The organism is Kocuria sp. ChxB (genome assembly GCF_044359605.1).
GTDB lineage: Bacteria > Actinomycetota > Actinomycetes > Actinomycetales > Micrococcaceae > Kocuria > Kocuria rhizophila.
Genome location: NZ_CP121123.1, coordinates 2,050,665 through 2,075,254, shown reverse-complemented (window position 1 = coordinate 2,075,254; position 24,590 = coordinate 2,050,665). Strand labels below are relative to the sequence as shown.

Genomic DNA, 24,590 nt, shown 5'->3' with positions numbered 1-24,590 from the left:
CCGGTCACCTGACCTGGTGGGCTGCCCCGGTGTGACGGTGTGGAGCCACCCCAGCACCCCACGCTCGCGTCACGGAAAGACGCCGCATCGGGGCGCTGGCAGGATGACTCCATGAACTACACCGTCAATGCCTCGATCGTCTTCGCGGACCTCCCCCTGCTCGACCGCGCGGCCGCGGTCGCCCGGCACGGTTTCACGCGCGCGGAGTTCTGGTGGCCGTTCGACTCCCCCACCCCACCTCAAGAGGAGGTGGACGCCTTCGTGGCCTCCCTGCGGGACGCGGGCGTCCAGCTCACCGGGCTGAACTTCTACGCCGGGGACATGCCCGCCGGCGAGCGCGGCGTGCTCTCCCACCCCTCCCGCACGGCGGAGTTCCGCGCGAACGTGGACTTGGTCGCGGAGATCGCCCGCGCCACGGGGTGCCGCCACTTCAATGCGCTGCACGGCAACCGCCTTTACGATCTCACCGCGGAGGAGCAGAGGACGACGGCGCTCACGAACCTCCGCCACGCCGCAGACCTTCTCGCTCCACTGGACGGCACGGTGGTGCTCGAACCGGTCTCCGGCGTCCCCGCCTACCCCCTCAGAACCGCGAAGGACGCGCTGGCCGTGGTCGACGCCGTGGGCCGGGAAAACGTGCGGCTGCTCGCGGACTTCTACCACCTGGCTGTCAACGGCGACGACGTTCCCGCCGTCATCGAGGCCCACGCCGCGGACTTCGGGCACGTCCAGATCGCGGACGCCCCCGGTCGCCACGAACCGGGCACCGGCGGGCTGCCGCTGCTCGACTGGGTGGCCCGGTCCCGTGAGCTCGGCTACAGCGGGGACGTCGCCCTCGAATACGTGTCGTCCCACGAGGACCCGTTCGCGTGGCTGCCGCGGTCGGAGCGGGCATGAGCGCGGCGTCACCGGTCACGTGCCTGGCCTCCCCGTGCACGTTCGAGCGCCCGCGCAGAGCGGTGCCAGCGCGCTCCCGACGGGCGGTGCGCGGAACGGGGCCCCGCGGCGTCGTCGTGCTGGAATGGCCCCGCGGGGCGCACACCACCGGGGCGCTCCGGCCGTGACCGAGACCGTTCCGCGAGGAGGCGCCGTGCGCATCGTGGTGGCACCCGACAAGTTCAAGGGCTCCGTGACCGCCCGCGAGGCCGCCGCGCACCTCGCGGCCGGGATCCGGGACGCCACCCCGGAGGCGGACGTGGTGGAGCTGCCCGTGGCCGACGGCGGCGAGGGCACGCTCGACGCCGCCCGGGAGGCCGGTTTCACGCGCCAGGACCTCACCGTCACGGGCCCCGCGGGCGATCCCGTGGCCGCGGCGTGGGCCCGGCGCGGGGACGAGGCCGTGGTCGAGATGGCGCTGGCCTCGGGCCTGGCCGCTCTGCCCCACCACGACGGCGAGCCCGTGCTGCAGGCCCGCACCGCCACGAGCCAGGGCACGGGCGAGCTGATCGCCGCCGCCCTGGACGCCGGGTGCACCCGCGTGGTCCTGGGCGTGGGCGGCAGCGCCACCACGGACGGCGGCGCCGGGATGCTCACCGCCCTGGGTCTGCGCCTGCTGGACGAGCACGGCGAGCCCCTCCTCCGCGGCGGCGCGGCTCTCGCGCACCTGCGCACCGTGGACGCCTCCCGGCTGCACCCCCGCGTGCGGGAGGCGCAGTTCGTGCTGGCCGCGGACGTGGACAACCCCCTGACGGGTCCGCGCGGCGCCGCTGCCGTCTTCGGCCCCCAGAAGGGCGCCTCGCCGCAGGACGTCACGGAGCTCGACGCCGCCCTGGGAACCTTCCGCGACCGGCTCACCGTCGCGCTCGGCGAGCCCGCCCGCGCCGCCGCCGATGCCCCGGGAGCGGGTGCCGCCGGTGGCGTGGGGTACGCGGCGCTCGCCGTGCTCGGGGCCGAGCGCAGGCCCGGCGTGGACGTGGTCCTGGACCTCGTGGACCTGGACGCCGCCGTGGCGGGCGCGGACCTTCTCGTCACGGGCGAGGGCAGCCTGGACGAGCAGAGCCTGGGCGGCAAGACCCCGCTGGGCGTGCTGCGCGTGGGCCGGCGCCACGGGGTCCCGGTGATCGCGGTGTGCGGTCGCACCACGCTGTCCCCGGAGGCGCTGGCCGAAGCGGGCTTCGCCGCCGTCCACGAGCTGCGCGCCCTCGCCCCGGACACGAACACCTCCATGCGCGAGGCCCCGCGCCTGCTGCGTGAGGTGGGTCACCGCCTACGCTCGCAGTAGCACCCGTACGCCCACCCACTTCTGCCGCATCACCGGCACGCCCCACCGAAAGGACCACCGACATGAACGCCTCACCCCAGCGCGGTTCCCGCAAGCCCTCGCACGACGACGCCGCGGCCCCGGACAGCGCGCCGCAGCGGCCCGAGGACGCGGTCGCCACGGACCACGCCCGGAACGACGAGCAGGCCACGGTGGACGTGCGCGCGAAGGTGGAGCGGGCGGCGTCGTCCCCGGAGCGTGACGAGTCTCCCGAGGAGGTTGCGGAGCATAACTCGAACCTCGCGGAGACCCCCGAGAACCGCGCCGAACGGGGTGGTGAGCGTGCCGCGCAGATCGCGCTGGCCGCCGAGGTCAACGGTGCGGAGCACGTGCGCGAACTGATCCGGGAGTACCGAGCCGAGCACCATCTCACGGGGGCGGACGAGTCCGCGGAGGCCCGGGGCACCGGACGGCGGGACGGCGAGTTCGACCTCGTGGTCCGCGGCCACCGGGTGATGTGCGGGGACCACTTCGTGCCCCGGGAGGTGGGCGTGCGGAACGGGAAGATCGCCGCGATCGAGCCGCTCGGCGCCGGTCTGCAGGGCGCGCGGGTCGTGGAGCTCGCCGAGGACGAGACGCTGCTGCCCGGCCTCGTGGACACCCACGTGCACGTGAACGAGCCCGGGCGCACCGAGTGGGAGGGCTTCGCCACCGCCACCCGGGCGGCCGCGGCGGGCGGTGTGACCACCATCGTGGACATGCCCCTGAACTCCGTGCCCGCCACCGTGAACACGGCCGCACTCGAGTACAAGCGGCTGTTCGCCCAGCAGAACGCGTTCGTGGACATCGGCTTCTGGGGCGGCGCCGTGCCCGGCAACAAGTCCGATCTGCGCCCCCTCCACGACGACGGCGTGTTCGGCTTCAAGTGCTTCCTGCTGCACTCCGGTGTGGACGAGTTCCCGCACCTGGAGGCGGACGAGATGGAGGAGGCGCTCGCCGAGATCAAGACCTTCGACTCGCTGCTGATCGTGCACGCGGAGGACTCCCGCACCATCGACAAGGCCCCGCAGCCCAAAGGCAACGTGTACGAGAACTTCCTGAAGTCCCGCCCGCGCGGTGCGGAGAACATCGCGATCGCGGAGGTCATCGAGCGCACCCGCTGGACCGGGGCCCGCTCGCACATCCTGCACCTGTCTTCCTCGGACGCAATCCCCATGATCCGCTCCGCCAAGAACGACGGCCTGGACATCACCGTGGAGACCTGCCCGCACTACCTCACGCTGCTCTCCGAGGAGATCCCGGACGGCGCCACCGCGTTCAAGTGCTGCCCGCCGGTGCGCGAGGTCTCCAACCGGGAGAAGCTGTGGGAGGGGCTGATCGACGGCACCATCGACTACATCGTCTCGGACCACTCCCCCTCCACACTGGACCTCAAGGACCTGGGCAACGGGGACTTCGGGGTGGCGTGGGGCGGCGTCTCGTCGTTGCAGCTGGGCCTGTCCCTGATCTGGACCGAGGCGCGACGCCGCGGGGTCGGGCTCGAGCGCGTGGTGCGGTGGATGTCCACGCGCCCGGCCGAGCGCGTGGGCCTGCGCGGCAAGGGCAAGCTGTCCCTGGGCTACGACGCGGACATGGCGGTCTTCGCCGCGGACGAGAGCTACGTGGTAGACGCCCAGCGCCTGAACCACAAGAACCCCATCACCCCGGACCAGGGCAAGGTGCTCTCCGGGAAGGTTCGTCGCACGTTCGTGGGCGGGCACGAGGTGGACTACGAGACGCCCACGGGCCGTCTTCTGAGCCGCGGCCAGGCCTGACGACGACGCCGTGCCCCGCCTTCGCGGGGCACGGCGTCGTCTGCCCGTCGTCCAGGTCCGGGCGTTCGGGACGACGGCGCTGTCAGACTTTCCAGGGGGTCACGAAGTCGTTCGCGGGTCGTCCTTCGACCGCCGCGAGCAGTTCAGCGGCCTGGGCGCCGTCGATCTCCTCACGGATGATGTCGGCGTGTCCCGCGTGCCGGGCGAACTCCTCCACGTGGTGCACGTAGAGGTACCGCAGTTTCGCCGGGCGGGCTTCGTCCATGCCCACCCAGGGCATGGGGCCCACGGGCAGTTCTGCTTCGAGATCCCCTTCACGGCACATCTCCATGTACTGGCCGCGGACCGCGTCGAAGGTCTCCAGCAGCGTCGCGATGTCCTCATCATCCGACGCTGTGAAGCTCGCGAAGAACGCCTCGAACGGCTGGTCGTGCTCGTGGTGTCCAGCTCCGGAGAGTGACTGCTTCATGCAGAAGATGATGTGTTTGGTGATCCCGCTGATGCTCAAAGCGCTGCGCAGGGGAGCGCAGCGTGCCTGGGCATCGTCGAGCCCGTAGGAACTCGCGCGAATCGCATCGAGCTGAACGTCCAGGTATTTGCAGAGAGTGGTGCGTTCGTCGTCGATCTGGGGCAGGTACACGGTGATGTCCTCTCAAGGTCAGCGGGTGCTGTCAGGAACATGACACCTGGGCATGCGGACAGCTCCAGTCCGCTGTGTCCGAGAGAATGCAGACATGGCCGACACCACTCAGCGCGTCCTGCGCCTGCTCGGGCTGCTGGAAGCGCGCACCACCTGGCAGGCGCACGAGCTCGCCGCCCGCATGGACGTCACGGAGCGCACCGTGCGCCGGGACGTCACCAGATTGCGGCAGCTGGGCTATCCGGTGGAGGCCGCGCGGGGGTTGGACGGCGGGTACCGCATGGGTGCCGGGCGCCGCCTTCCTCCTCTGCTGCTCGACGACGACGAAGCCATCGCGCTGGTTGCCTGCCTCCGGATGGGCGCGCTCTCGGGAGCTGACGAGGTGGGAGAAGCAGCACTGCGTGCGCTGACGAAGCTCGACCAGGTTTTGCCCCCAAGACTGCGCGCCCTCGCCTCGGCCGTCGACCGGGCCACCCGCGCCATCCCGGGCAACCGCCCACCCGTGGACCTCGCAGTTCTGCAACGGCTCGCCACGTCGCAGCGCGACCGCGCGCTGGTACGTTTCGACTACTGCAAGGCCACGGGTGAGACGAGCGCACGGGAAGTGGAGCCGGCGCGTCTCCTGACGCAGGGCGAGCACTGGTACCTGCAAGGTTTCGACCGCGGCCGGGACGACTGGCGGGTGTTCCGTCTGGACCGGATGACCGACCTCCGCAGCACCACCTGGCGCTTCGACCCACGGGAGACACCTCCACCGGAGTTCCAGCAGGATCTCCCCCACCGCTACCCCTGTCGTGTCCGTGTGGCAATGGGAATCGACGTGGAGAAGGTCCGTGCCCGGGTCCCGGCGCCCTACCGGGCCGACCTCGAATCCACTCCCCACGGCTGCCGGTTCCTGGTGGGTGCACCCGACTGGGACGACCTCGCCTGGCACATGCTGTGGATCAGTCGCGATCTCAAAACTCCCCTGACAGTTCTCGACGGTCCAGGAGCAGACCCGTTCCGAGAGGCTATGGCCCGCATTTCGGACCTGGCGCGCAGCACACGCTGAGGAGTCCCGGCCAGGGCCGATCGCCGCAGGCCATGAGAGACCGATGGTTCGGAGTCCTCCGTTTGAACTCCAGGTCAATCAGGACGGACAGCACTCAGGCAGAAGAGGTGCCCGACCGGATCGAGCATGACCCTCCACTGTTCGGGGAAAGGCTGGAAATCGGCTTCGCGGGCCCCGATCTTGAGGGCCGCCGCCACATCGGCGTCAAGGTCGTCAGCCGCGAGGTCCAGGTGCATCTGTTGGAACTGAGGCCCCTGCGGCCATGTCGGCGGTTCGTACTCGTTCACCCGCATCAGCGTCAGCATGGGGCCTGCTCCGCTCAGGCAGATGACACCCCGGTCAGGGGTGGCGAAGGCTTCCTCGAGTCCGAGCAGGCTCTTGTAGAAGGGGGCAAGGTCGTCGGGGCTGGGGCAGTCGATGGAGATCGACGCGAGGGGCGCCACACGAGTAGTCATGCACTGACGGTAGAAGATGTCACCGACAACGGCAGTCCACTGTGTCAACGGTGGATCTCACTGATGAAAACTCTCAGGTTGTCCCGTGGTCCGTTGTGATGGTGCTGATCCGCTGGGCAAGCCGGGTTTGCTGCTACCTGGCCGTGCGACAGTCCCCGTCTGCCCTGCTTCCCCCGGGGAAGCTGGCGATTCCACCGGAACTGTGTCTTGCGGCAGCCGTCCTCCTCCGCCAGGATCAGCGGAAAGGAACCGCCCCGCCGGGGCACCAGGGGGAGGGAATGGTCATGACCGAGAAGAAGACCGCCAGGGTGCAGTACGGGGTCAAAATGTTCGTCTACATCGGAGCCGCCTTGGCGATTCTGGCCAGCATCGTGGCCATCACTCTGAAGCTCTCGGCGGGGACCACGTCCGGCCTGTTCTACTCGTACTCCACGATCGCCATCGCGGTGCTCCTCATCATCTTCGTGAGGAGCAGTCCCCAGGCCAAGTGACGACCCCGGACTCCAGCGCCACCACGGGCTCGTCTCACCAGGTGATCCTGTCTTTTCCTGAGCTTTGCCCGCGCCTTACGGTGCCCTCATGACCACCTCGCCCAGCTCGGGAGCAACCCCTCGCTACAGCCACGGCCACCAGCCTGCGGTCCTCGCCTCCCACGGCACCCGGACGGCAGCGAACAGCTGCGCCTATTTCCTCGACCGGCTGCGTCCCGGGATGCGGGTTCTCGACCTGGGGTGCGGCCCCGGCTCGATCACCCTGGACCTGGCGGAAATCGTGGGCCCCGCCGGGGAGGTGGTCGGCGTGGATTTCTCCGAGGAGGCCGTCGCCGCGGCACGTGAGAACGCGCGGACGCGGGCGGACACGACCGCCACGTTCCTCGCCTCGGACTTCTTCACCGTGGACGTCGAGCCCGGTTCGTTCGACGTGGTCCACGCCCACCAGGTGCTCCAGCACGTTCCCGACCCGGTGGCGGCACTGGACGCGATGGCGGGCTACTGCGCCGAGGACGGGATCATCGCATGCCGCGACGCCGACTACGGGGTCATGGTCTGGTACCCCGAGAACGCGGGCCTCGACCGGTGGCGGGAGACGTACTGCGCGAGCTCCCGGGCTCTGGGCGGCGAACCGGATGCCGGGCGGCGGCTCCGGGCCTGGGCAAACGAGGCGGGGCTCGACGTCGAGACCGCCCAGTCCTCTACGTGGACCTACGCGACCCCCGAGACGACCCGCTGGTGGGGCGGCTCCCAGGCCGAACGCGTCCGCACCTCCGGTTTCGCCGTCCGGGCGCGAGAGCAGGGTCTCTCCCTCGCCGAGGTCGAGCAGATCGCCGTGGCCTGGCAGGACTGGGGCCGGTCCCCCGACGCCTGGTTCTGCATGCCCCACGGCGAGCTCATTGCGCGCCCCAACCTTGCAGCCCATCAGGGAAAGGCTTAATTGACCTCAGCCCCCGCCGACGGGACTCACTCCCTCTCCCAGGCAAGTCTCTCCGGGGACCACAGACAGTCCTCGGCAGAGCCATCAAGCACCGGATCGAGGAACGCGGTGGTGAGCTCAACAGCGGCATCGAAGGTGAGGAAGTCCCCACACGCTGGAACACGCCTCGCTACGGGCGGATACAGGCGGTCCCACGATTTCGGTGGGGCGAAGAACGGTGCTCCGGAGAGTCCGCGGTGTTCCCATTCGGCCGCAATGGCTTGTGAGAGTTCAATGCCGTTGACGTGCTGGGTCCGTGCGAGCACTACCAGGTCGACCAGATCTCGCACTCGGGTCGAAGACTGGTCCCCGGCGGAGCCGTACATGCTCTGCGTAGCGCAGAGCTTGTCAGCGATGTGGTCGACCACGGGGTAGAGACTGACACGGGTTGGCGGGACGGCGGGAACGAGACCTGGACGGGTACGGACCTCTGGCGAGGCAGTCATCAGGGAACCTGTCACCACATCCACGCTGAAACTGTGGCGCCGCGTCACACCACAGTAGGCGTCGAGCGATACCTTGCAGCCGGCGATGCCCGGTTGCAGAACACCCCCGGACGCTGCGCGGACCCCGGTCACGGCGAATCGGAAATGGTCACCCAGATCAATGGCGACTGCCGCCCGCAGCGCCGATACGGCATCCTCAGGGTCAGCCAATTCCGCCAGGAGGTCGACGTCCTTGGTCGTGCGCGCATCATGCACCCGAACGAGCACGGCGTTGCCTCCTTTGAGCACCCACCTCGCAGAGGGCGAAACGAACACCCGGGCGAGAAAACGATCGACGACGAACCGTCTGATGACGGCCTCAACCGGAACCCCAGAGGTCATGGACTCCGTCTTGGCATGGGCTCTGGCTGCAGCCCAGAGTGCATTGCCATCCCGATAGGGAAACCCCTCCGTCATTTCCGTCATTGCGAGATGCCGGTCGAGTCAGCGCCCGGGGGCAACGAATACCTATTGATCTCGCTCATTGCAGGTGCAGCGCTCGAGAGCAGCGCCCACTCGAAGTTCAGACCTGCCCCGTCGAGCAGGTCACCGAGCAGTGCGGCCCCGCTCGTCTGGCCGTTCCTCCGGGCCAGCGGTTCCAGCGCCACCTCCAACTCGTGAGGCGTGGCGAGATCCCTCCTCACCGCCTCGCCGACGATGTCGGCAACATGGGAGGGTTCGTGCCCGTCGCGCAGGAGGTCTGCGACGGTTCGAGCTGGTGTGGTCACCGGCAGACCACTGACAAGGGTCACGTCATCGGCGGCGAGCGCGGCGCGATGCAGTCGGATGCCCCGCCTGCTCTGCTTCCTGCCGGGAACCGAGAGTTCCGGCTCGTCATCCAGGAGATCTCCCATCCCGTGCAGTGCCGCCGCCGAGGTGTGCGACAGCACCCCGGAGGCAACGGGATCCACCAGTCGTTCTTCGGCGAACCGCCCGGCATCGAGCGACAGCCACGCAACCCGCATCGGAGTCCTTTCATCCACCGCCGCCGGGATGCCGTAGATGCCCCTGTCGAGCCGCTCGATGACACCGGCGGCTGCAAGGCGGCCCAGGTGCAGCCGACTGATGCCCTCGCTCGCTGCCTGTGCGGTGGTGAGCAACCCCCACTGGCGTGCCGCCAGCTGCGACACCTGCGACACCACCTCAAGGAGCTTCATACCTGCAATTGTATCTGTTTAGAGATACAAGTGAAGCACTTTTGACCACTGCAGCTGCCCCGGTCACCCAATTCGCGACGTTCCCACGACGGCGCCGTGCCCCGCCCCGCGAAGGCCGGGCACGGCGTCGTCGTCGCCCGGAGACGGACGAGGCGCCCACCCCGTGGAGGGTGGGCGCCTCGCTCACGCGCTACCGGAAAAAGCCGGCGCGGGTGGTCCTACGACTCGCAACAGGAGGACTGCTCCTGCTCGCCCTCGCAGCAGTGGCCCTTCTTCGGGGCGGGGACGTCCAGCACCGGGGAGCGGTCGAAGAAGCCCTCCGGGCGCAGCTTGAAGCCCACGGTGTCCACGGGCATGATCGGCCAGTCCTCCACGCGCGGGAAGTGGGTGAGCCCGAAGGTGTGCCACACCACGATGTCCGTGCCGTCCACCGAGCGGTCCTGGGCGGTCCACTCCGGCAGGCCGCCGTTACCGGCGTGCTGGTTGGGGAAGTCGCCGGTGGGGTACCGCTCGGACTCCTCGTACGGGGTGACCCACAGGGCCTTGGTGGCGAACGCGGCGCGGCGGTGGATCGAGGAGTCCTCCGAGGCCAGCATGGTGGGCAGCCCCTCCGGGTGCAGCTTGTAGCCCACGGGGTGGCCCAGCCGGTTGGTGTGCTCGGTGCTGGAGACCACCCACGTGCGCGCCCGGGACATGTCCGCGTCCCGCATGGCGGCCTTCTCCGTCTCCAGCACGGTGCGCCTGCGGGTGAACGCGTTGCCGCGGGAGTTGTCGTCGGAGATGGGCACGCGCACCGCGTCCTCCTCCTCCACGCGGCAGGGCCCGCCGTCGAGCGCGAAGTCCAGGCGCGCGGAGAACAGGTGCTGGTGGAACGGCGCACCCAGCCCCGGGGCAATTTCCGAGGCGAAGTCCGAGGAGCCGTTGGGCAGGGCGGAGGTGAAGACCACGCCGGTGGCCTTGGCCTCGAACTCGATGGTGCCGTCCAGGTAGAGGTACCAGTAGAAGCCGTAGTCGTAGTTGCCCACGGTGGTGAAGAAGGAGATCACCAGGCGGCGGTTGCGGCGGGTGTACGCCACCCCGCTCCACAGGTCCGTGTGCTTGGAGAGGATGGACCAGTCCTCCTCGTGCATGCAGATGCCGTTGGTGATCTCCCGCGGTTCGCCGCGCCCGGTCACAACCACCGGGGACAGGTAGGTGATGTCACCCAGGCAGTCGCAGCCGAGCTCCAGGGAGTTGGCCCACTGCCCCACCAGGTACTCGCCGGTGTCGAAGTAGTTCTGCCAGGACCGCACCGGGGAGGGGTCCCCGTAGGGCACCATCATCTCCGCGATGGCGGCGCGGTCCAGGATCCGGCGCTTCTGGCCCTGGTCCTCGAACGCGATGTTGTGCAGCACGAGCCCCTCGCGCATGTCGAAGCCCACGTCCAGGCTCCACTTCTCCCACTCCACGTGGTTGCCGCCGGTCACGGTGAAGGACGGCCCCTCGGGCTGGGTGATCTCGATCGGCTTCTGGGTGGTGCGCGTGGGTCCGGTGAGCTCGGGATCCGTGTAGTTGCCGTGCTCCTGCGGCACCGGGACCACCTCCAGGTCCAGCACCTGGTCCACGGCCTGGTTGGTCACGTCCACGTAGGCCACGAGCCCGTCGATCGGGTGCGCCCACGCCGAGTCCTCCTCGTGCTCCTGCAGGAACGCGAGCCCACGCAGCATGCGCCGGCCCTTCTCCTCCGGGTACTCGAACACCCCGGCGGACAGCGGCGCCACCCGCACCTTCTCCACGGGCAGGTTGCGCTTCTGCAGCGCGGCCAGCCAGCGCTCGTCCGTGGAGAGGATCTGCTCCACCATCTCGAACTCCTCCTCGAGCACCGGCAGCTCCCCGGTCTCGGAGGTGTCCAGCTCGGTCACGCTCTCCACGCGGCGGGCGGTCGCGGAGACGACGACGTCCTTGGCGGGTCCCCCGGCGACGTCGAGCAGGAACACGCGGAACCTGCGGTCCGCCGGCGCGTCCGCGGGTGTGCCCCGGGCGGGCTCGACGAGGCCCAGGTACGCCATGCGCGCCGTCTCGGGGAAGTGCCCGGCCTCTTCCAGGACCTCGCGCACCACCCGGATCTCCTCGAGGCTTTGCAGGGCGTAGGGGCTGGTGGTCTCGTGGGACATGACGGATCCTTTCGTGGCGCCGACACCGCGGCGGGCCGTGACCCGCAGAATGTGTCCCGGATCACTTTTGTTCTACGCTTGTAGAGACTAGGGCGGCCCCCGCCCCGTGACAACCCCCTGACGACCGACGACGCCGCCCGGGCACCGGCCCCACCGCGCCACCGGCGTCGCCCGCACCCCGAGCACCCCCGACCCCCAGGAGGTCCGCAGATGCCCCGAGTGGTGGACCACGCCGCCCGCCAGCAGGAGATCGTGCGCGCCGTGTGGCGCGTGCTCGCCCGGGACGGCTCCTCGGGGATGACCATGCGCCAGGTGGCAGCGGAGGCCGGGTACGCGAACGGCGCCCTCAAGCCGTACTTCGCCTCCAAGGCGGATCTCATCGAGGCCACCTACACCCACGTGTTCGAGCGCACCAACGAGCGCGTGACCCGTGCGGTGGTGGAACGCTCCGGCCTGGCCGCCCTGGAGGTGTTCTGCCGCGAGGTCATGCCCCTGGACGCGGACCGGCTGGACGAGGCCCGCGTGGTCATGACCTTCTGGCAGGAGGCCACCCACGATCCCGTGCGGGCGGAGCACAACCGGCGGTTCATGGCGCAGTGGCGCGAGTCCGTCACCGGGTGGCTGACCGAGGCCCGCGGCGCCGGGGAGCTCGCGGAGGACGTGGACCTCACCCTGTGGGGAGACACCCTGCTGACCTTCCTCCTGGGCACCCAGGTCACTGCCGCGCTCGGCCTGCCGATCGCCTCCTCCGACCTCCTGGAGGCACAGCTGCGGGGAGTCCTCGCTCCCGTGCGTGCCCGTGGCGCAGAGCACGCCGGCGGGCCGTCCCCGCTGACGTAACCTGCTGGGATGCGTTCCCCTCGCCCGCTTCCCGCGCGCCCCGACGACCACGACGACGGCCCTCCGGCCGGCAGCCGCTACCAGCGCCTCGACAGCGCCGCCGTCCGCGGTTCCGCCGCCACCCTGCAGCGCCGGATCTACGCGCGCTTCCCCCGCCGCAGCCTGTGGGAGGTGGGCGGTGAGCTGATCGCCCTGGTGGACGAGGTGGTCGAGGGCGGCGGCATCAGCCGACGCCGGATCCGCTCGGCCCGGCTGCTCTCGCGGCTCGGCGTGCTGGTGGTGCTGCTGGTCTTCGGCACGGCCATCGCCCTGGCCGCCGCGAGCCTCTGGTCCAACCCCGACGCCCTGGGCCCCGTGGACTGGCTGCCCCTGCTGGAGACCGTGGTCAACGACCTCGTCTTCGCGGGCATCGCCATCTTCTTCCTGCTGGCCGTGCCCCAGCGCATGGAGCGCGCCCGGGTGCTGCGCGTGCTGCACCGGCTGCGCTCGCTGGCCCACGTGATCGACATGCACCAGCTCGTCAAGGTCCCCGAGCGCCTGCCGACCGCCCGTCCGGAGGCCGGGGGCACGACGTCGCCCGCGCACCCCCGCGGCCCAGGTGCCGGTTCCGCGCGGGGCGGCGGAGCGGCGTCGTCGGAGGCGGCGGTGGGTGACGCCCACGGCCGCGGCGCGGGTCCGAGCGGTGACGACGTGCCGCCGGTGGCTGCGGACGGGACCGACGCGGCATCGTCGCCAACGACGGATGAGCGCGGCGGAGAACTGTGGATGACCCGCTCCGAGATGACGCAGTACCTGGACTACTGCACCGAGATGCTCTCCCTGGTGGGCAAGACTGCGGCGCTGTTCGCGGAGGACACCACGGACGGGGACGTGCTGGATGCGGTGGAGGGCATCGAGACCCTCACCTCGGACATGGCGCGGAAGGTGTGGCAGAAGATCGCGATCATCCAGGAGCAGGCGGGCTGATCGCCCGGGATGCGGCCCGCCCGCTCCTGCGGCACGTCAGCCCGGTGGGCCGGCCGCGTGGCGCCGGGCGGACCGGTACGCCGTCGGCGACGCGCACCCCGGGAGGGTCAGGACGCCGGGGTGATGAGCCCCTGCTCCACCATCCAGTCGTAGGCCACGTCCCCCGGCTCCTCGCCGCCCTGGTCCACGCGGGCGTTGAGCTCGCGCATGGTTTCGTCCGTGAGCAGCGGGGAGAGCTGCGCGAACACGTCCTCCAGCTCCGGGTACTGCTCCAGGGTCTCGGTGCTGAACACCGGCGCGGCGTTGTAGGCGGGGAAGAACCCGCGGTCGTCCTCCAGCAGCGTGAGGTCCAGGGTGTCGATGCGTCCGTCCGTGGTGAAGGCCTCGCCGAAGTTGCAGTCCCCGGCGTCCGTGGCGGTGTAGACGGCGCCGGTGTCGTAGACCCCGATGTTTTCGTCCGGCACCCCGTCCGCCGCGCCGCGGTCCAGCCCGTACGCCTCCAGCATGGGGTTCAGCCCGTCCGGGCGGGAGTTGAACTCCGCCTCCACGCAGAACGTGCGCTCGCTCACGGGGAGCTCGGCCACGTCCGAGAACGTCTTGATGTCACCCAGCTCCGCCACGGCCTCGCTGCGCACCGCGAACCGGTAGGTGTTGTTCAGCGGGGCCGGTTCCGCCCACGTGAGCCCGTTCTCCAGGTCCGCGTCCCGCACCGCCTCGTACTGCTTCTGCTGGTCCGCGATCCCCTTCTCGTGGTTGAGGTAGGTGATCCACGCGGTGCCCGTGTACTCGTAGGTCATGTCCGCCTCCCCGGAGAGCATGACCTCGCGGGTGGGCTGGCTGCCGGGGATGTTGGTGAGGTCCGTGACCTCGAACCCGGCGGCCTGCGCGGCGAGCACGGCCATCTTGCCCAGGATGAGCTGCTCCGTGAAGTTCTTGCCCGCCACCGTGAGGTGCGCGTCCTCCGGCAGCCCCTCGATCGGCTGGATGGTGCCCGGTCCGGCCGCGGGCACGTAGGACGAGGCCGGCTGCAGTCCGCAGCCCGCCAGCAGCAGGACCCCGGCCACGGCGGCCACACCCGAGGCGGCACGTCGCCCCCGGCGGCGCGAGCGGTGCCGCCCACCGGGGGACGCCGGGGCCGCGGTGTTCCGGTGCGCGGCGTCGTCGCCGTCCGGGGCGGGAGCGGCCGGGCCCGACGACGCCGCGCCGCCCGGCCACCCGCAGCCGTGGACTTCCGATGCGTGCGTCATGGTCACAGTCCCTTCGGTCGGGCCACGTGCTCGACCACGCGGCCGAGCCAGTCGACGACGATGGCGAGCAGTGCCACCAGCAGCGATCCCACCACGAGGACCTTGGTCAGGTTGAGGTTCACACCGGTGGTGATGAGGATGCCCAGCCCGCCGCCGTTGATGAACGTGGCCAGCGTGGCCGTGCCGACCAGCAGCACGAGCGCCGTGCGGATCCCGGCGAGCATCACGGGGACGGCCAGGGGAAGCTCCACCCGGAACAGCACCGCGGCGGCGCTCATGCCCATGCCCCGCCCGGCCTCCACGAGCCGCTGGTCCACCTGCTGCAGCCCCACCATGGTGTTGCGCAGCACCGGGAGCACGGCGTAGGCCACCAGGGCGATGACGGCCGCGGTGAAACCGAAGCCCACGATGAAGGCCAGCAGCACGATCAGACCGATCGCGGGAGCGGCCTGCCCGATGTTCGCGACCACCATGACCGGCCCGGAGAGCCGCCGGAACGGGCGCCGGCTCAGCAGGATGCCCAGCGGGATGGCGATCACCAGCACGATGGCCGCGGCCACCACCGTGAGCTGCAGGTGCTCCACGGTGTAGTCCCAGAGGTTTGCCGGGGCCAGAGTGGTCCGCTCCGTCTCGCTCAGGTCGCCAAAGGCCAGGTAGGACCACAGGCCCACGATCGCCAGGAGCACCACGACCAGCTGGATCCACAGTGCGCGCATGCCCCCGCTCGTGAGGGTCTCGGCCTCGGCCCGGGCGGCATCGGGGGCCTGAGTCGTGGCGCTCATGCCCGCCCGCCCCGGACCTCGGGAGCGGCACCCTGCTCGGGCCCTGCGGGGCCTCCGTGCGCCGGGTCTCCGTGGCCGGGGGACGGCGTGGCGCTCACCGAGGGGTCCGCGTCGCTGCCCTCGGCGGTCGCCTCGCCCTCCCCGGCGGGAGCTCTGCCGTGCCCGACGGGTGCTTCGCCCGGTGCCGCGGCGTGAGATCCGGCGGCTGCGGGCTCGGAGGTGGAGGCGGTGAACTGCGCCGTGTTCGCTCCCTCGGGGCTCTCGGAGTCCTTTCGGGCCGCGGACTGGGATGCGGAGATCGCGTCCATGATGGTCGCGATGGTCACCAGGCCCACCAGGCGGCCCCGGCGGTCCACCACGAGCGCACTGCCCGTGCTGCCCATGAGCATCGCATCCAGGGCGTCGTGGAGCGTGGACTGCGCCGTCACCAGGGGGAGGGTGGGGTCCGCCGCGGCGGGCAAGGTCCGCAACCGCTCCACCTGCCGGCGGGACAACCACTGCACGGGCCGTCCGGAGGAATCCGTGAGCACCACGTTCTCCTCTCCCGCGGCCACCATGCCCGCCAGCACGTCAGCGGGTGCGGTGTCCGCCGCGGCCACGTGGGCGTCTGCCAGCTCCACCTCACCCACCCTGCTCAGGGTGAGCTGCTTGAGGCCCGCGCCGGAACCGATGAAGCTCTCCACGAAGTCGTCCGCGGGATTGGCCAGGATCCGCTCCGGGGAGTCGTACTGCACGAGCCGTGCCCCCTCGTCGAACACGGCAATCCAGTCCCCGAGCTTCACGGCCTCGTCGAAGTCGTGGGTCACGCACACGATGGTCTTCTGCAGCTCGGCCTGGATGTTGAGCAGCTCGTTCTGCAGCCGCTGACGGGTGATGGGGTCCACGGCTCCGAAGGGCTCGTCCATGAGCAGCACGGGCGGGTCCGCCGCGAGCGCCCGGGCCACTCCCACACGCTGCTGCTGGCCGCCGGAGAGCTCCTTGGGGTAGCGGTCCCGGTAGGTGTCCGGGTCCAGGGAGACGAGTTCGAGCAGCTCGTCCACGCGGCGCGCGATGCGCTTTCTGTCCCACTTCAGCATCTTGGGGACCAGGGCGATGTTCGCCCCCACCGTCATGTGCGGGAACAGCCCACCGGCCTGGATGACGTAGCCGATGTTGCGGCGCAGCTTGTCACCGTCCATGCCCGTGACGTCGTCCCCGTTGATCACGATGCTGCCGCTCGAGGGCTCGATGAGCCTGTTGATCATCTTCAGCGTGGTGGTTTTGCCGCACCCGGAGGGGCCCACGAGCATGACCACGCTGCCGGCCGGGATCTCCAGGGTGAGACCACCCACCGCGGGCTTCTTCTGGCCCGGGTACCGCTTGGTGACCTGCTGCAGAAGGATGGCGGCACCGCTCACGGACTGCTCGCCGGTTGCTGCTGCTGACTGTTCAGACACGGATACCTCGCGGAGTGGTGAGTCGACCGATGAGCACGAGCGCCAGGTCGAGGATGACGGCCAGGACGATCACACCCACCACGCCCACGACGACCGACTCGAAGGCATTGGCACCTCCCAGCCGGGACAGGCCCGAGAAGATGAATCCGCCCAGTCCCGGGCCGAGGGTGTAGGCGGCCACGGCGGCAATGCCCATGACCATCTGCGCGGAGACCCGGATGCCCGCCATGATCACCGGCCAGGCCATGGGGATCTCCACGGTGAGCAGGGTGCGCAGCTGGCTCATGCCGATCCCGCGCGCGGATTCCCGCACGGCGCCGGGGATCCCGCTGAGTCCCACCACGGCGTTGCGCAGGATGGGCAGGGTGGCGAAGAACGTCACCACGATCACGGCCGGGGTGACGCCGAAGCCGAACGGTGCGATGAGCAGCCCGATGAGCGCGAAGGACGGGATGGTGAGCCCCACGGCGGAGACCCCGTTGGCGATCCCCGAGGCCGTGGAGCTGCGGTAGACCAGCGCGGCGATGACCACCGCCAGCACCGTGGCCAGCACCAGGCACTGGACCACCAGGCTGAAGTGCTGCCAGGACGCGAAGAGGATCTCCTCGCGTCTCTGGGTGATGAAGTCCCACATGGGTGTACCGGCTCCTCGGATCGGCGCGGAACCGGCGTTCGACGCAGCGGGCCGTGGCCCCGCCGCGGACTGCCGGCTCGGTGCCGGCAGGAGCCGTCTCTCGCTCTTCGATCGTAGGTGCATTCGCATCTTTCGGGACCACGCCGCGCCGCACCCCGCGGGTTCGGCCCGCACCCGGCGCGACTCCAGCGTGGTTCTCCGAGCCACCGTGCCCCCGCGCCTCCGCACCGGGGCCGAGCCGAGCGGCGTCGTGCGCGTCCCGCTGTCAGCGGAACCCGCCGCCACGATCTTGCAGGCTTCGGGAGCGCGGTGCCACAGTAGAAGTCATCACCCGATAGAAAGGACCCTTAGCAATGTCTGACCTGTCCGGAAAGAAGATCCTCCTCCTCGTGAACAACCAGGGCGTGGAGCAGGACGAGCTGAAGGTGCCCGCCGACAAGCTGCGCGCCGACGGCGCGGAGGTCACGGTGGCCGCCCCCGAGTCCGGCGAGGTGAAGTCCCTCGTGGGCGACTGGGACCTCGGCGAGACCTTCCCCGTGGACGCGACCATCTCCTCCGTGGACGATGCCGCGTACGACCTCCTGCTGCTGCCCGGCGGCACCCTGAGCGCGGACTCCTTGCGCCTGGACGAGGACGCGCAGAAGATCGCCAAGGCCTTCGCCTCCTCCGGGCGCCCGGTGGCCTCCATCTGCCACGGCCCGTGGCTGCTCGTGGAGTCCGGCCTGGTGGACGGCAAGACCCTGACCTCCTACCAGTCGGTCAAGACGGACATCGTCAACGCCGGCGGCAGCTGGGTGGACGAGCAGGTGAAGGTGTGCCCCGCCAACGGCTGGACGCTCATCACCTCCCGCAACCCCGGTGACCTGGACGCGTTCGTGGGCGCCATCGAGGACCAGCTCACCGCCTGATCCGCGCCCCTTCACACCGCACGACGACGGCGGGCTCCACCTTCCCGGTGGGGCCCGCCGTTCGCGTGGGTCAGGTGGTTGCGAGGGTCAGCGGCCCAGCACGTTCCTCAGCGCACCCAGGATCAGGGTCACAGACTCCAGGGACGCGTTCGGGCCCATGAGCCCGATGCGCCACACGGTGCTCGCGTACTCCTTCACGCCGGGGCCGATCTCGATGTTGTAGGTCTCCAGCAGCTCCTTGCGGACCGCGGCGGAGTCCACGCCCTCCGGGACCTTTACGGTGGTCAGCTCCGGCAGGCGGTGGCCCTCACGGGCGAAGAGCTCCAGGCCCATCTCCTGCAACCCGTCCTGCAGCGCACGGCCCGCGGCCTCGTGACGCTCGCGGACGGCGTCGAGACCTTCGGCCAGCACGCGGCGCAGACCGGCCTCCAGGGAGGCGACCATCGCGACCGGCGCGGTGTGGTGGTAGGTGCGGGTGGCCCCGGAGGCCTCCCCCACGTAGCCGCCCAGCATCCCGAGGTCCAGGTACCACGAGCGGGGCTTGTCCACGCGGCGCTCCCACGCCCGGTCCGACACCGTGAACGGCGCCAGGCCGGGGGCCACGCCCAGGCACTTCTGGGTGCCCGCGTAGCCGATGTCGATGCCCCACTCGTCCGCCTTCAGCTCGATCCCGCCGATGGACGTCACGGCGTCCACGAGGAGCAGGGCGTCACCCTTGAGCGCGCCGAGGGCGGCGATGTCCGAGCGGACACCCGTGGAGGTCTCCGCGTGCACCGCCGCGATGATCTTCGGGGACGGGTGCGCCGCGGCCACCTTCTCAGGATCCACGGGCTCGCCGAACGGGAAGTCCACACGGGTCACCTCGGCACCGCAGCGGGCGGCGACGTCGCACATGCGCTCCCCGAACAGGCCGTTGACCGCGATCACCACGGGGTCCCCCGGGTTCACGAAGTTGACGAACGCCGCCTCCATGCCTGCGGAGCCCGTGGCGGACAGCGGCAGGGTGCGGCGGTTGTCGGTGCCCCACACCTTCCGCAGCCCGTCGCACGCGCTGTCCATGACCGCGAGGAACTGCGGGTCCAGGTGGCCGAGCAGCGGGCGCGCGAGCGCCTCGGTGGCCTCCGGGTACGGGTTGGTGGGGCCGGGACCGAACAGGTGGCGGACGGTCATGATCTCGCTCATGGAAGGGTCTCCTGACTGCGCCGGCCTCGCTCGAGTTCTCGCGAGGCGGTGTCCGCGGGAGAACCGGCGGACGGCGGCGCGCTGTGGTGTGCGGGGCCACCTCCAGAGTAGAGCCAGATCACAGCCCACGCGATGACCGGCCGTTTCCCGCCCCGGCCACTCGCTCGCGCTTCTGCGGTCGAACCGCTTCACCCCGGCGCTCTCGTGCCGTGCTTTCCGCCCGACGACGCCGCGGGGCTCAGCCGGCCAGCTCGGCCCGCCGCTGGCGCAGCTCCCGTTCCGCGAATCGCAGGGGGGACCCGTGGAACGGCAGGGCCTCGAGGTCGACGGTGCTCGCGGCTTTCAGCGCCAGCGCGTTCGCCGAGTGGGCCGCGCGCTCCGGCAGCCCGATGGCACGGGCGAAGGCTGCCCAGTGACCCGCCCGAAGGTTCTTGACCCGCCCGTCCACCGGCAGCGCCTGGGTCCTGTCGTCGTAGAGGAGCGTGCAGGGCACGTCGTAGACGGGGGCCACCTCGAACCGTCCGCCGGTGCCCGCGAGCACGGAGACGTTCTTCGCGTGGAGATCGCCGTTGCCGGTCAGCCAGGAGAACACGAACTGCAGGTAGAGGTTTCTGGTGGCCACCAGGGGAGCCGCCGTCGTGTCCGCGAGCGCGCGCACCACTTCCTCCGAGGTGAGGGTGTACTTCGCCGCCGGAGCCAGCCCCATGACCTGGCACGCGTCCTCCGCGGCATTGCGGGACCAGCTGCCGTCGCGGAATGTCCGGTCGAACCGCTCCACCATCAGCCCGGCAACGCCATGACGGTCCACCACGGTCTGCGCCGGGGCCACCGGGATCCTGAGGTGCCTCGCGGCGGCGAGGTGCAGTGCCTCGTTGGCGACGAGATGGGGGTGGTCCGGGGGATCCAGTTTGAGGATGTAGCGCTTCTCCGCCGCGGCCACGGGGGCGGTGAGCATCGACGCGCTGGCCTTCTCCTGGACCCCCGGCAGGGCGTGGAGGTCCAGAGCGGTGGCGAGTCGTGAGAAGTCGACGTCCTGCAGGTGAGCCGTGTCGACCAGTGGGTCGGGCTCGGCCGGAGGGGTTCCCGCGGGAACCACCTGGACGTCCCCCGGGGCATCTGCCCCCACAGCCATGAGCAGGGAGAGCTCGTCATCGGGACTCGTCTTGATCGCGTTCCGCAGGACGGTCAGACGGTGACCCTCCGGCAGCAGACCCGCGAAGAACGCGGGCACCCCGCCCGAGGCCGTGGCGACGGGCGCCTCCTGGACGGGCAGCGTCGTCGCCACCGGAGGGCCTCCCAGCTGCCGGTACTGCTCGTCGTAGGTGAACACGGTGCTCGCAGCGTCACCCCGTTCCAGTCGTGCCGCCAGCCGTCCGGCCTTGTAGACGTCCGCCGCGGCGACCGAGCGCAGGCGCTGCACGTCCGCCGTCATGCCACGCTCACCCGCAGACCGAGCACGCCGGCGGTGGCGACGAGGGCGGCCACCGTGGGGTTGCCCCGTCCCGTCTCGATGGCGCGCACCGTCCTCTCGGAGACGCCCGAGAGGTCCGCGAGGTCCTTCTGGGTGAGACCCGCCTCACGGCGTGCTCTCCGGATGGCCTCACCCGGCTCCACGATCCCCTGCATCAGTCCCCCTCCGGCAAGAAGTTGCCGATTACGGTTCAGTGGACCTCATTCTGCCGCCAAACCCCGTAAACCGGCAAGATGTTGCCTTTCCAGGCTCCGCGGCGTCGTCGAACCCGCCGGAGGTGGCCTATCGGCAGGATGCTGCCGCTCGGGGCAGGAAGGTCAGCGCGAGCACCACGGCCGCCACGATCAACCCCGTGATGCACAGCACCGCCCCGTTCCACCCCGCGGCGGTGAAGGGGACGCCCACCGCGTAGCCGAGCACCGACGATCCCCCGTAGTAGAACAGCGTGTACAGCGAAGACGCCTGCGCCCGGCCCTCCGTGGCGAGCGCGGGGACCCACCCGTTCGCCACGGAGTGCGCCGCGAAGAACCCGGCCGTGAACACGAGCAGCCCCGCCACGATCACCGGCAGCCACGGCACGGCGGTGAGCAGCAGTCCGCCGAGCATCACCAGGGCGGAGCCGAGCAGCACGGGCTTCCGACCGAATCGCCCCGCGAGGCCCCCGGCCCGGGCGGAGGACCACGTGCCGGAGAGGTAGGCCAGGAACAGCACCGAGATCACGCTCTGCGGCACGCTGTACGGGGCCTCGCCCAGGTGGAAGCCGATGTAGTTGTACACGGCCACGAACCCGCCCATGAGCAGGAAGCCCTGCAGGTAGAGCGTGAGCAGGCGGGGGTCCTTGAGGTTGATCCACAGGTGCTCGAGCAGCCCGTGCTCGCCCGTGATCTTGACGGGTTGAGCCGTGAAACCGCGTTGCCGCGGGGCGAGCAGGATGAAGACGACGGCGGCGGCCGCCGCGATCAGGGCAACCACCGACGTGCCCACGCGCCAGCCGAAGAAGTCCGCGAGGGGTGCGGCCACGATCCTGCCGGAGAGCCCGCCGAGGCTCGTTCCGGAGATGTAGGTGCCCGCCGCCGCTGCTCCGTGGCGCGAGCTGACCTCCTCCGCGAGGTAGGCCATGGCCACCGCCGGGATGCCACCCAGGGCCACGCCCTCCACGAAGCGCAGGGCCACGAGGGACTCGAACGTATGCATGAGCCCCACGAGCACACCGAGCACCGTGGCCGCGCTCACCGCGGCGACCATCGTGCGACGTCGCCCCCACCGGTCGGAAACCAGGGACCACGGGATCACGCCCACCGCCAGGCCCATGGTGGCCGAGGAGACCGCGAGCGCAGACTGTGCGGCGTCCACGTGGAGGTCCTCGGCGAGAATGGGGAGCACACCCTGCACCGAGTACAGCTGCGCGAACGTCGCGACCCCCGCGCACAGCAGCGCCACGAGGATCCGCCGGTACCCCGAGCTGCCCTTCTCGTAGCCCTCCCACGCCGTGCGCGACGATCCCATGCTCGAAGCCACCTTCTGCTCGCTGACGATCCGCTGTTCCGGGCACCACGTGGTCGTCCGTGTCCCACCCGGCCCCCGCCAGGCTACGCCCGGACGACGTCGCCCGGGCTGGGGAGGCGACCGCGCGGCATCGTCCGGGCGTGCCCCCGAGCACGACGCCGCCCGCACCCTTCCGTGGCGGTTTCTAGGGGTCCTCGCAACACCTGATGGTTATGTGGTTGTCAGTAGATCACGCAGACGCTCGGCTGGGGTATCCCAGTTGAGCGTTTTGCGTGGGCGTGCGTTGAGTTCCTGTGAGACGTGCTCGAGGTCCTGCGGGCTGTAAGGCCGAAGGTCGGTGCTCTTGGGGAAGTACTGACGCAACAGGCCGTTGGTGTTCTCGTTGCTACCGCGCTGCCATGGTGAGTGGGGGTCGCAGAAGTACACCGGCACCCCTGTCGCGACCGTGAATTGTTTGTGCCGTGCCATCTCGCATCCCTGGTCCCAGGTCAGTGAGCCCCGCAGGTGTGCGGGCAACGTGGTGATCAGCGCTGTGAGCACATCTCGGACTTCCTCGGCGCTGTGGCCACCGGGCAGGTGCCCCAGCAGAACGTAGCGAGTGGAACGCTCGACCAAGGTGAGGATCGCCGAGGCGCTGCCGGGGCCCACGATGAGATCGCCTTCCCAGTGCCCGGGCACGGCCCGGTCCTCGACCTGCGGTGGGCGGTCGGAGATCATCACCATGTGATCAACGAACCGCGAGGTGCGTTGATCAGGATGTTTGTGGGGCTTGCGGCGGGTCCGGCCGGTGCGCAGCGCGGCTGCGACCTCCCGTTTCAGACCGCCACGGGCCTGGAGGTAGAGGGCCTGATAGATAGTCTCGGGACTCACTCGCATGCTCTCATCGTCGTGGAACTCTTTGACCAGAGTGTGACTGATCTGCTCCGGAGACCACCGCAGCATGAGCTTGTCCTGGACGTAGTCCCGCAGCCGGGAAGGCAGGCAGAGCTTGGGTTTCTTCGGCCGGGGCCGAGATGCTGCCCAGCCACGCTGAGCGGCATACGGCTGGTACGCCCCGTCCACTGAACGGGCATCGAGCTCGCGTTTGATCGTCGAGGCCGGCCTGCCCAACGCTCGGCCGATCGCACGCAAGCTGTGGCCAGCACGGTGCAGGTCAGCGATCACTTCCCGGTCCTTCAGCGTGAGGAAGCGGGGATCTAGTTGGGCTTCCAGAGCTGGTAGCGCAGGACCCGCGAGGAGTGTGGTCATACCGGTGTTGTAGTCCACCCGGCGGCCATCTGGATAGATGCGGACATGGCCCGTGTGTTTGATGCCGCGGTCCCATTCCTGCGCGGTGCGCTCATGGACTCCGACGATGGCTACCGCTTCACGCCGCGAGAGGCCTCCGGCCCTGAGCTGAAAGTACTCGTCCTTCCGCGGGTGCGGCCCGGTGCTGGGGATCCCGCGACCACGGATCCCTGCTTTACGTGCCCAGCCGTATGCGGTATTCCGGTTCACACCAACATCGCGAGCAGCCACTGTGATGCTGCCATCCCCACGTTCCAGCGCCTGGAAAAACGCCACCTTCAACTCATCTGACAACACGATCCCCGCAACTCCCTGAAATTCAGGGTGTTGCGGGGATCGCTAGAACCCACCCGTGGGAGAGTGCGGGCGGCGTCGTTCACCGGCGCGCGGGGCCGTGGCCCCGCGAGGGTGTCAGGAACCCGAGACGGACGCGGCGAGCTTGTCCAGGGACTCCTCCAGGACGTTCTGGTCGAAGACCGGGAAGCTGACCTTCTTCTCCACCTTGGGGTTGGCGTGCTCCCACGAGTAGGTGAGGGTCACGATGGTGGAGTCCGAGCCCTCGGGCTGCAGCTCGTACATCCACTCCCAGCCGTTGTCCTCCACGGAGGTGCCCTCCGGGCAGGGCTTCCACGCGATGAGCTTGTTGGGGTCCAGGCCGGTGACGTGGTTCTCCATCTTGTAGTCCCCGCCCATCATCTCGGCGTTCATGTTCATCACGAACACGTCCCCCACCTTCTGGATGCGCTGGTCCGTGCCGGAGATGACGGTCCCGGAGGCGTCCAGGCCGGGGTGCTTGGCGGGCAGGGTCAAGACCTCGAAGATCTCCTCCGCCGGGGCGTCGATGACACGGCTGACAGTGATGCTCTTCTCGCTCACGAGATACCTCCTGTGTGGTGACGTGCTCTT

Annotated in this window: 24 protein-coding genes; 9 read left to right on the top strand and 15 right to left on the bottom strand. The window is 70.0% G+C overall.

Annotation, left to right across the window (positions count from 1 at the left end; translation table 11 throughout):
• The first annotated feature begins 111 nt into the window (after positions 1-111).
• The 3 genes from P8S73_RS09185 (at position 112) to allB (ending at position 4,014) form a co-directional block, all read left to right on the top strand.
• Complete coding sequence (locus P8S73_RS09185; RefSeq protein WP_019310612.1) at positions 112-897, top strand: hydroxypyruvate isomerase family protein; 786 nt, start codon at positions 112-114, stop codon at positions 895-897.
• A gap of 193 nt (positions 898-1,090) precedes the next feature.
• Positions 1,091-2,221: a glycerate kinase gene (locus tag P8S73_RS09180; RefSeq protein WP_019310613.1), complete on the top strand. Its 1,131-nt coding sequence runs from the start codon at positions 1,091-1,093 to the stop codon at positions 2,219-2,221.
• 494 nt (positions 2,222-2,715) lie between these two features.
• Positions 2,716-4,014, top strand: coding sequence for an allantoinase AllB (gene allB / locus P8S73_RS09175; RefSeq protein ID WP_050899499.1), 1,299 nt, complete (start codon positions 2,716-2,718; stop codon positions 4,012-4,014).
• An 82-nt stretch (positions 4,015-4,096) separates the two neighbouring features.
• Here the strand turns inward: allB and P8S73_RS09170 are convergent, their stop codons facing one another.
• On the bottom strand, positions 4,097-4,654 hold the full coding sequence (locus tag P8S73_RS09170) for a DUF664 domain-containing protein (protein ID WP_019310615.1): 558 nt from the start codon (positions 4,652-4,654) through the stop codon (positions 4,097-4,099).
• A gap of 94 nt (positions 4,655-4,748) precedes the next feature.
• Here P8S73_RS09170 and P8S73_RS09165 point away from each other — a divergent pair, with 94 nt between their 5' ends.
• Positions 4,749-5,705 (top strand): YafY family protein, encoded by a 957-nt coding sequence (locus P8S73_RS09165; RefSeq protein ID WP_019310616.1) that lies wholly within the window; start codon positions 4,749-4,751, stop codon positions 5,703-5,705.
• 74 nt (positions 5,706-5,779) lie between these two features.
• On the opposite strand, the gene P8S73_RS09160 is transcribed toward P8S73_RS09165, so the two are convergent.
• Positions 5,780-6,160 (bottom strand): VOC family protein, encoded by a 381-nt coding sequence (locus P8S73_RS09160; protein WP_029603403.1) that lies wholly within the window; start codon positions 6,158-6,160, stop codon positions 5,780-5,782.
• Between the two features lie 284 nt (positions 6,161-6,444).
• Between P8S73_RS09160 and P8S73_RS09155 the strand changes: the two genes are divergently transcribed.
• Both P8S73_RS09155 and P8S73_RS09150 read left to right on the top strand, forming a co-directional pair.
• Positions 6,445-6,651, top strand: a complete 207-nt coding sequence (locus P8S73_RS09155; RefSeq protein WP_124109525.1) for a hypothetical protein — start codon at positions 6,445-6,447, stop codon at positions 6,649-6,651.
• Between the two features lie 88 nt (positions 6,652-6,739).
• The gene (locus tag P8S73_RS09150) at positions 6,740-7,591 is read left to right on the top strand and encodes a class I SAM-dependent methyltransferase (protein WP_019310619.1); all 852 of its coding nucleotides are present in this window, start codon (positions 6,740-6,742) and stop codon (positions 7,589-7,591) included.
• A gap of 26 nt (positions 7,592-7,617) precedes the next feature.
• Here P8S73_RS09150 and P8S73_RS09145 read toward each other — a convergent pair whose 3' ends face one another.
• The 3 genes from P8S73_RS09145 to P8S73_RS09135 form a co-directional block, all read right to left on the bottom strand.
• The gene (locus tag P8S73_RS09145; protein ID WP_235586565.1) at positions 7,618-8,457 is read right to left on the bottom strand and encodes a nucleotidyl transferase AbiEii/AbiGii toxin family protein; all 840 of its coding nucleotides are present in this window, start codon (positions 8,455-8,457) and stop codon (positions 7,618-7,620) included.
• A gap of 80 nt (positions 8,458-8,537) precedes the next feature.
• On the bottom strand, positions 8,538-9,272 hold the full coding sequence (locus P8S73_RS09140) for a type IV toxin-antitoxin system AbiEi family antitoxin domain-containing protein (protein ID WP_019310621.1): 735 nt from the start codon (positions 9,270-9,272) through the stop codon (positions 8,538-8,540).
• Positions 9,273-9,490: 218 nt separating this feature from the next.
• Positions 9,491-11,425 carry a primary-amine oxidase gene (locus P8S73_RS09135; protein ID WP_019310622.1) on the bottom strand — a complete coding sequence of 645 codons (1,935 nt, stop codon included), beginning with the start codon at positions 11,423-11,425 and terminating at the stop codon, positions 9,491-9,493.
• Between the two features lie 210 nt (positions 11,426-11,635).
• On the opposite strand from P8S73_RS09135, the gene P8S73_RS09130 reads away from it, so the two are divergent.
• Complete coding sequence (locus tag P8S73_RS09130) at positions 11,636-12,265, top strand: TetR/AcrR family transcriptional regulator (protein WP_019310623.1); 630 nt, start codon at positions 11,636-11,638, stop codon at positions 12,263-12,265.
• Between the two features lie 9 nt (positions 12,266-12,274).
• Entirely contained in the window at positions 12,275-13,231 is a 957-nt protein-coding gene (locus P8S73_RS09125) for a hypothetical protein (protein ID WP_019310624.1), read from the top strand.
• A 107-nt stretch (positions 13,232-13,338) separates the two neighbouring features.
• On the opposite strand, the gene P8S73_RS09120 is transcribed toward P8S73_RS09125, so the two are convergent.
• The 4 genes from P8S73_RS09120 to P8S73_RS09105 are packed head-to-tail and all read right to left on the bottom strand — an operon-like array spanning position 13,339 to position 17,330.
• The gene (locus P8S73_RS09120; protein WP_019310625.1) at positions 13,339-14,484 is read right to left on the bottom strand and encodes a glycine betaine ABC transporter substrate-binding protein; all 1,146 of its coding nucleotides are present in this window, start codon (positions 14,482-14,484) and stop codon (positions 13,339-13,341) included.
• Positions 14,481-15,260 (bottom strand): ABC transporter permease, encoded by a 780-nt coding sequence (locus tag P8S73_RS09115; protein WP_183085932.1) that lies wholly within the window; start codon positions 15,258-15,260, stop codon positions 14,481-14,483. The genes P8S73_RS09120 and P8S73_RS09115 overlap by 4 nt, the downstream gene beginning before the upstream one ends.
• Entirely contained in the window at positions 15,257-16,696 is a 1,440-nt protein-coding gene (locus P8S73_RS09110; protein WP_100205740.1) for an ABC transporter ATP-binding protein, read from the bottom strand. Before P8S73_RS09110 ends, P8S73_RS09115 begins: the two co-directional genes overlap by 4 nt.
• Positions 16,689-17,330: an ABC transporter permease gene (locus P8S73_RS09105; protein ID WP_019310628.1), complete on the bottom strand. Its 642-nt coding sequence runs from the start codon at positions 17,328-17,330 to the stop codon at positions 16,689-16,691. Before P8S73_RS09105 ends, P8S73_RS09110 begins: the two co-directional genes overlap by 8 nt.
• Before the next feature lie 353 nt (positions 17,331-17,683).
• Between P8S73_RS09105 and P8S73_RS09100 the strand changes: the two genes are divergently transcribed.
• Positions 17,684-18,238: a type 1 glutamine amidotransferase domain-containing protein gene (locus P8S73_RS09100; RefSeq protein ID WP_019310629.1), complete on the top strand. Its 555-nt coding sequence runs from the start codon at positions 17,684-17,686 to the stop codon at positions 18,236-18,238.
• An 87-nt stretch (positions 18,239-18,325) separates the two neighbouring features.
• Here the strand turns inward: P8S73_RS09100 and P8S73_RS09095 are convergent, their stop codons facing one another.
• The 6 genes from P8S73_RS09095 to P8S73_RS09070 form a co-directional block, all read right to left on the bottom strand.
• Positions 18,326-19,420 carry an alanine--glyoxylate aminotransferase family protein gene (locus tag P8S73_RS09095; RefSeq protein WP_019310630.1) on the bottom strand — a complete coding sequence of 365 codons (1,095 nt, stop codon included), beginning with the start codon at positions 19,418-19,420 and terminating at the stop codon, positions 18,326-18,328.
• Positions 19,421-19,658: 238 nt separating this feature from the next.
• A complete protein-coding gene (locus P8S73_RS09090) occupies positions 19,659-20,852 on the bottom strand; it encodes a type II toxin-antitoxin system HipA family toxin (protein ID WP_019310631.1) in 1,194 nt (397 codons plus the stop codon).
• Positions 20,849-21,046 (bottom strand): helix-turn-helix transcriptional regulator, encoded by a 198-nt coding sequence (locus P8S73_RS09085; RefSeq protein ID WP_019310632.1) that lies wholly within the window; start codon positions 21,044-21,046, stop codon positions 20,849-20,851. The genes P8S73_RS09090 and P8S73_RS09085 overlap by 4 nt, the downstream gene beginning before the upstream one ends.
• Positions 21,047-21,173: 127 nt before the next feature.
• On the bottom strand, positions 21,174-22,397 hold the full coding sequence (locus P8S73_RS09080) for an MFS transporter (RefSeq protein ID WP_035885291.1): 1,224 nt from the start codon (positions 22,395-22,397) through the stop codon (positions 21,174-21,176).
• A 210-nt stretch (positions 22,398-22,607) separates the two neighbouring features.
• Positions 22,608-23,645, bottom strand: a complete 1,038-nt coding sequence (locus P8S73_RS09075) for an IS30 family transposase (protein ID WP_168165702.1) — start codon at positions 23,643-23,645, stop codon at positions 22,608-22,610.
• Between the two features lie 450 nt (positions 23,646-24,095).
• Positions 24,096-24,560, bottom strand: coding sequence for an SRPBCC domain-containing protein (locus P8S73_RS09070; protein ID WP_019311091.1), 465 nt, complete (start codon positions 24,558-24,560; stop codon positions 24,096-24,098).
• Between the last annotated feature and the right edge of the window lie 30 nt (positions 24,561-24,590).

Coding starts and splice junctions, on each gene's coding strand:
- P8S73_RS09130 (WP_019310623.1), top strand. CDS start 11,636: ATGCCCCGAGTGGTGGACCACGCCGCCCGCCAGCAGGAGATCGTGCGC.
- P8S73_RS09085 (WP_019310632.1), bottom strand. CDS start 21,046: ATGCAGGGGATCGTGGAGCCGGGTGAGGCCATCCGGAGAGCACGCCGT.
- P8S73_RS09185 (WP_019310612.1), top strand. CDS start 112: ATGAACTACACCGTCAATGCCTCGATCGTCTTCGCGGACCTCCCCCTG.
- P8S73_RS09100 (WP_019310629.1), top strand. CDS start 17,684: ATGTCTGACCTGTCCGGAAAGAAGATCCTCCTCCTCGTGAACAACCAG.
- P8S73_RS09080 (WP_035885291.1), bottom strand. CDS start 22,397: ATGGGATCGTCGCGCACGGCGTGGGAGGGCTACGAGAAGGGCAGCTCG.
- P8S73_RS09145 (WP_235586565.1), bottom strand. CDS start 8,457: ATGACCTCTGGGGTTCCGGTTGAGGCCGTCATCAGACGGTTCGTCGTC.
- P8S73_RS09165 (WP_019310616.1), top strand. CDS start 4,749: ATGGCCGACACCACTCAGCGCGTCCTGCGCCTGCTCGGGCTGCTGGAA.
- P8S73_RS09155 (WP_124109525.1), top strand. CDS start 6,445: ATGACCGAGAAGAAGACCGCCAGGGTGCAGTACGGGGTCAAAATGTTC.
- P8S73_RS09160 (WP_029603403.1), bottom strand. CDS start 6,160: ATGACTACTCGTGTGGCGCCCCTCGCGTCGATCTCCATCGACTGCCCC.
- P8S73_RS09135 (WP_019310622.1), bottom strand. CDS start 11,425: ATGTCCCACGAGACCACCAGCCCCTACGCCCTGCAAAGCCTCGAGGAG.
- P8S73_RS09095 (WP_019310630.1), bottom strand. CDS start 19,420: ATGAGCGAGATCATGACCGTCCGCCACCTGTTCGGTCCCGGCCCCACC.
- allB (WP_050899499.1), top strand. CDS start 2,716: ATGTGCGGGGACCACTTCGTGCCCCGGGAGGTGGGCGTGCGGAACGGG.
- P8S73_RS09075 (WP_168165702.1), bottom strand. CDS start 23,645: ATGACCACACTCCTCGCGGGTCCTGCGCTACCAGCTCTGGAAGCCCAA.
- P8S73_RS09090 (WP_019310631.1), bottom strand. CDS start 20,852: ATGACGGCGGACGTGCAGCGCCTGCGCTCGGTCGCCGCGGCGGACGTC.
- P8S73_RS09105 (WP_019310628.1), bottom strand. CDS start 17,330: ATGTGGGACTTCATCACCCAGAGACGCGAGGAGATCCTCTTCGCGTCC.
- P8S73_RS09150 (WP_019310619.1), top strand. CDS start 6,740: ATGACCACCTCGCCCAGCTCGGGAGCAACCCCTCGCTACAGCCACGGC.
- P8S73_RS09140 (WP_019310621.1), bottom strand. CDS start 9,272: ATGAAGCTCCTTGAGGTGGTGTCGCAGGTGTCGCAGCTGGCGGCACGC.
- P8S73_RS09125 (WP_019310624.1), top strand. CDS start 12,275: ATGCGTTCCCCTCGCCCGCTTCCCGCGCGCCCCGACGACCACGACGAC.
- P8S73_RS09115 (WP_183085932.1), bottom strand. CDS start 15,260: ATGAGCGCCACGACTCAGGCCCCCGATGCCGCCCGGGCCGAGGCCGAG.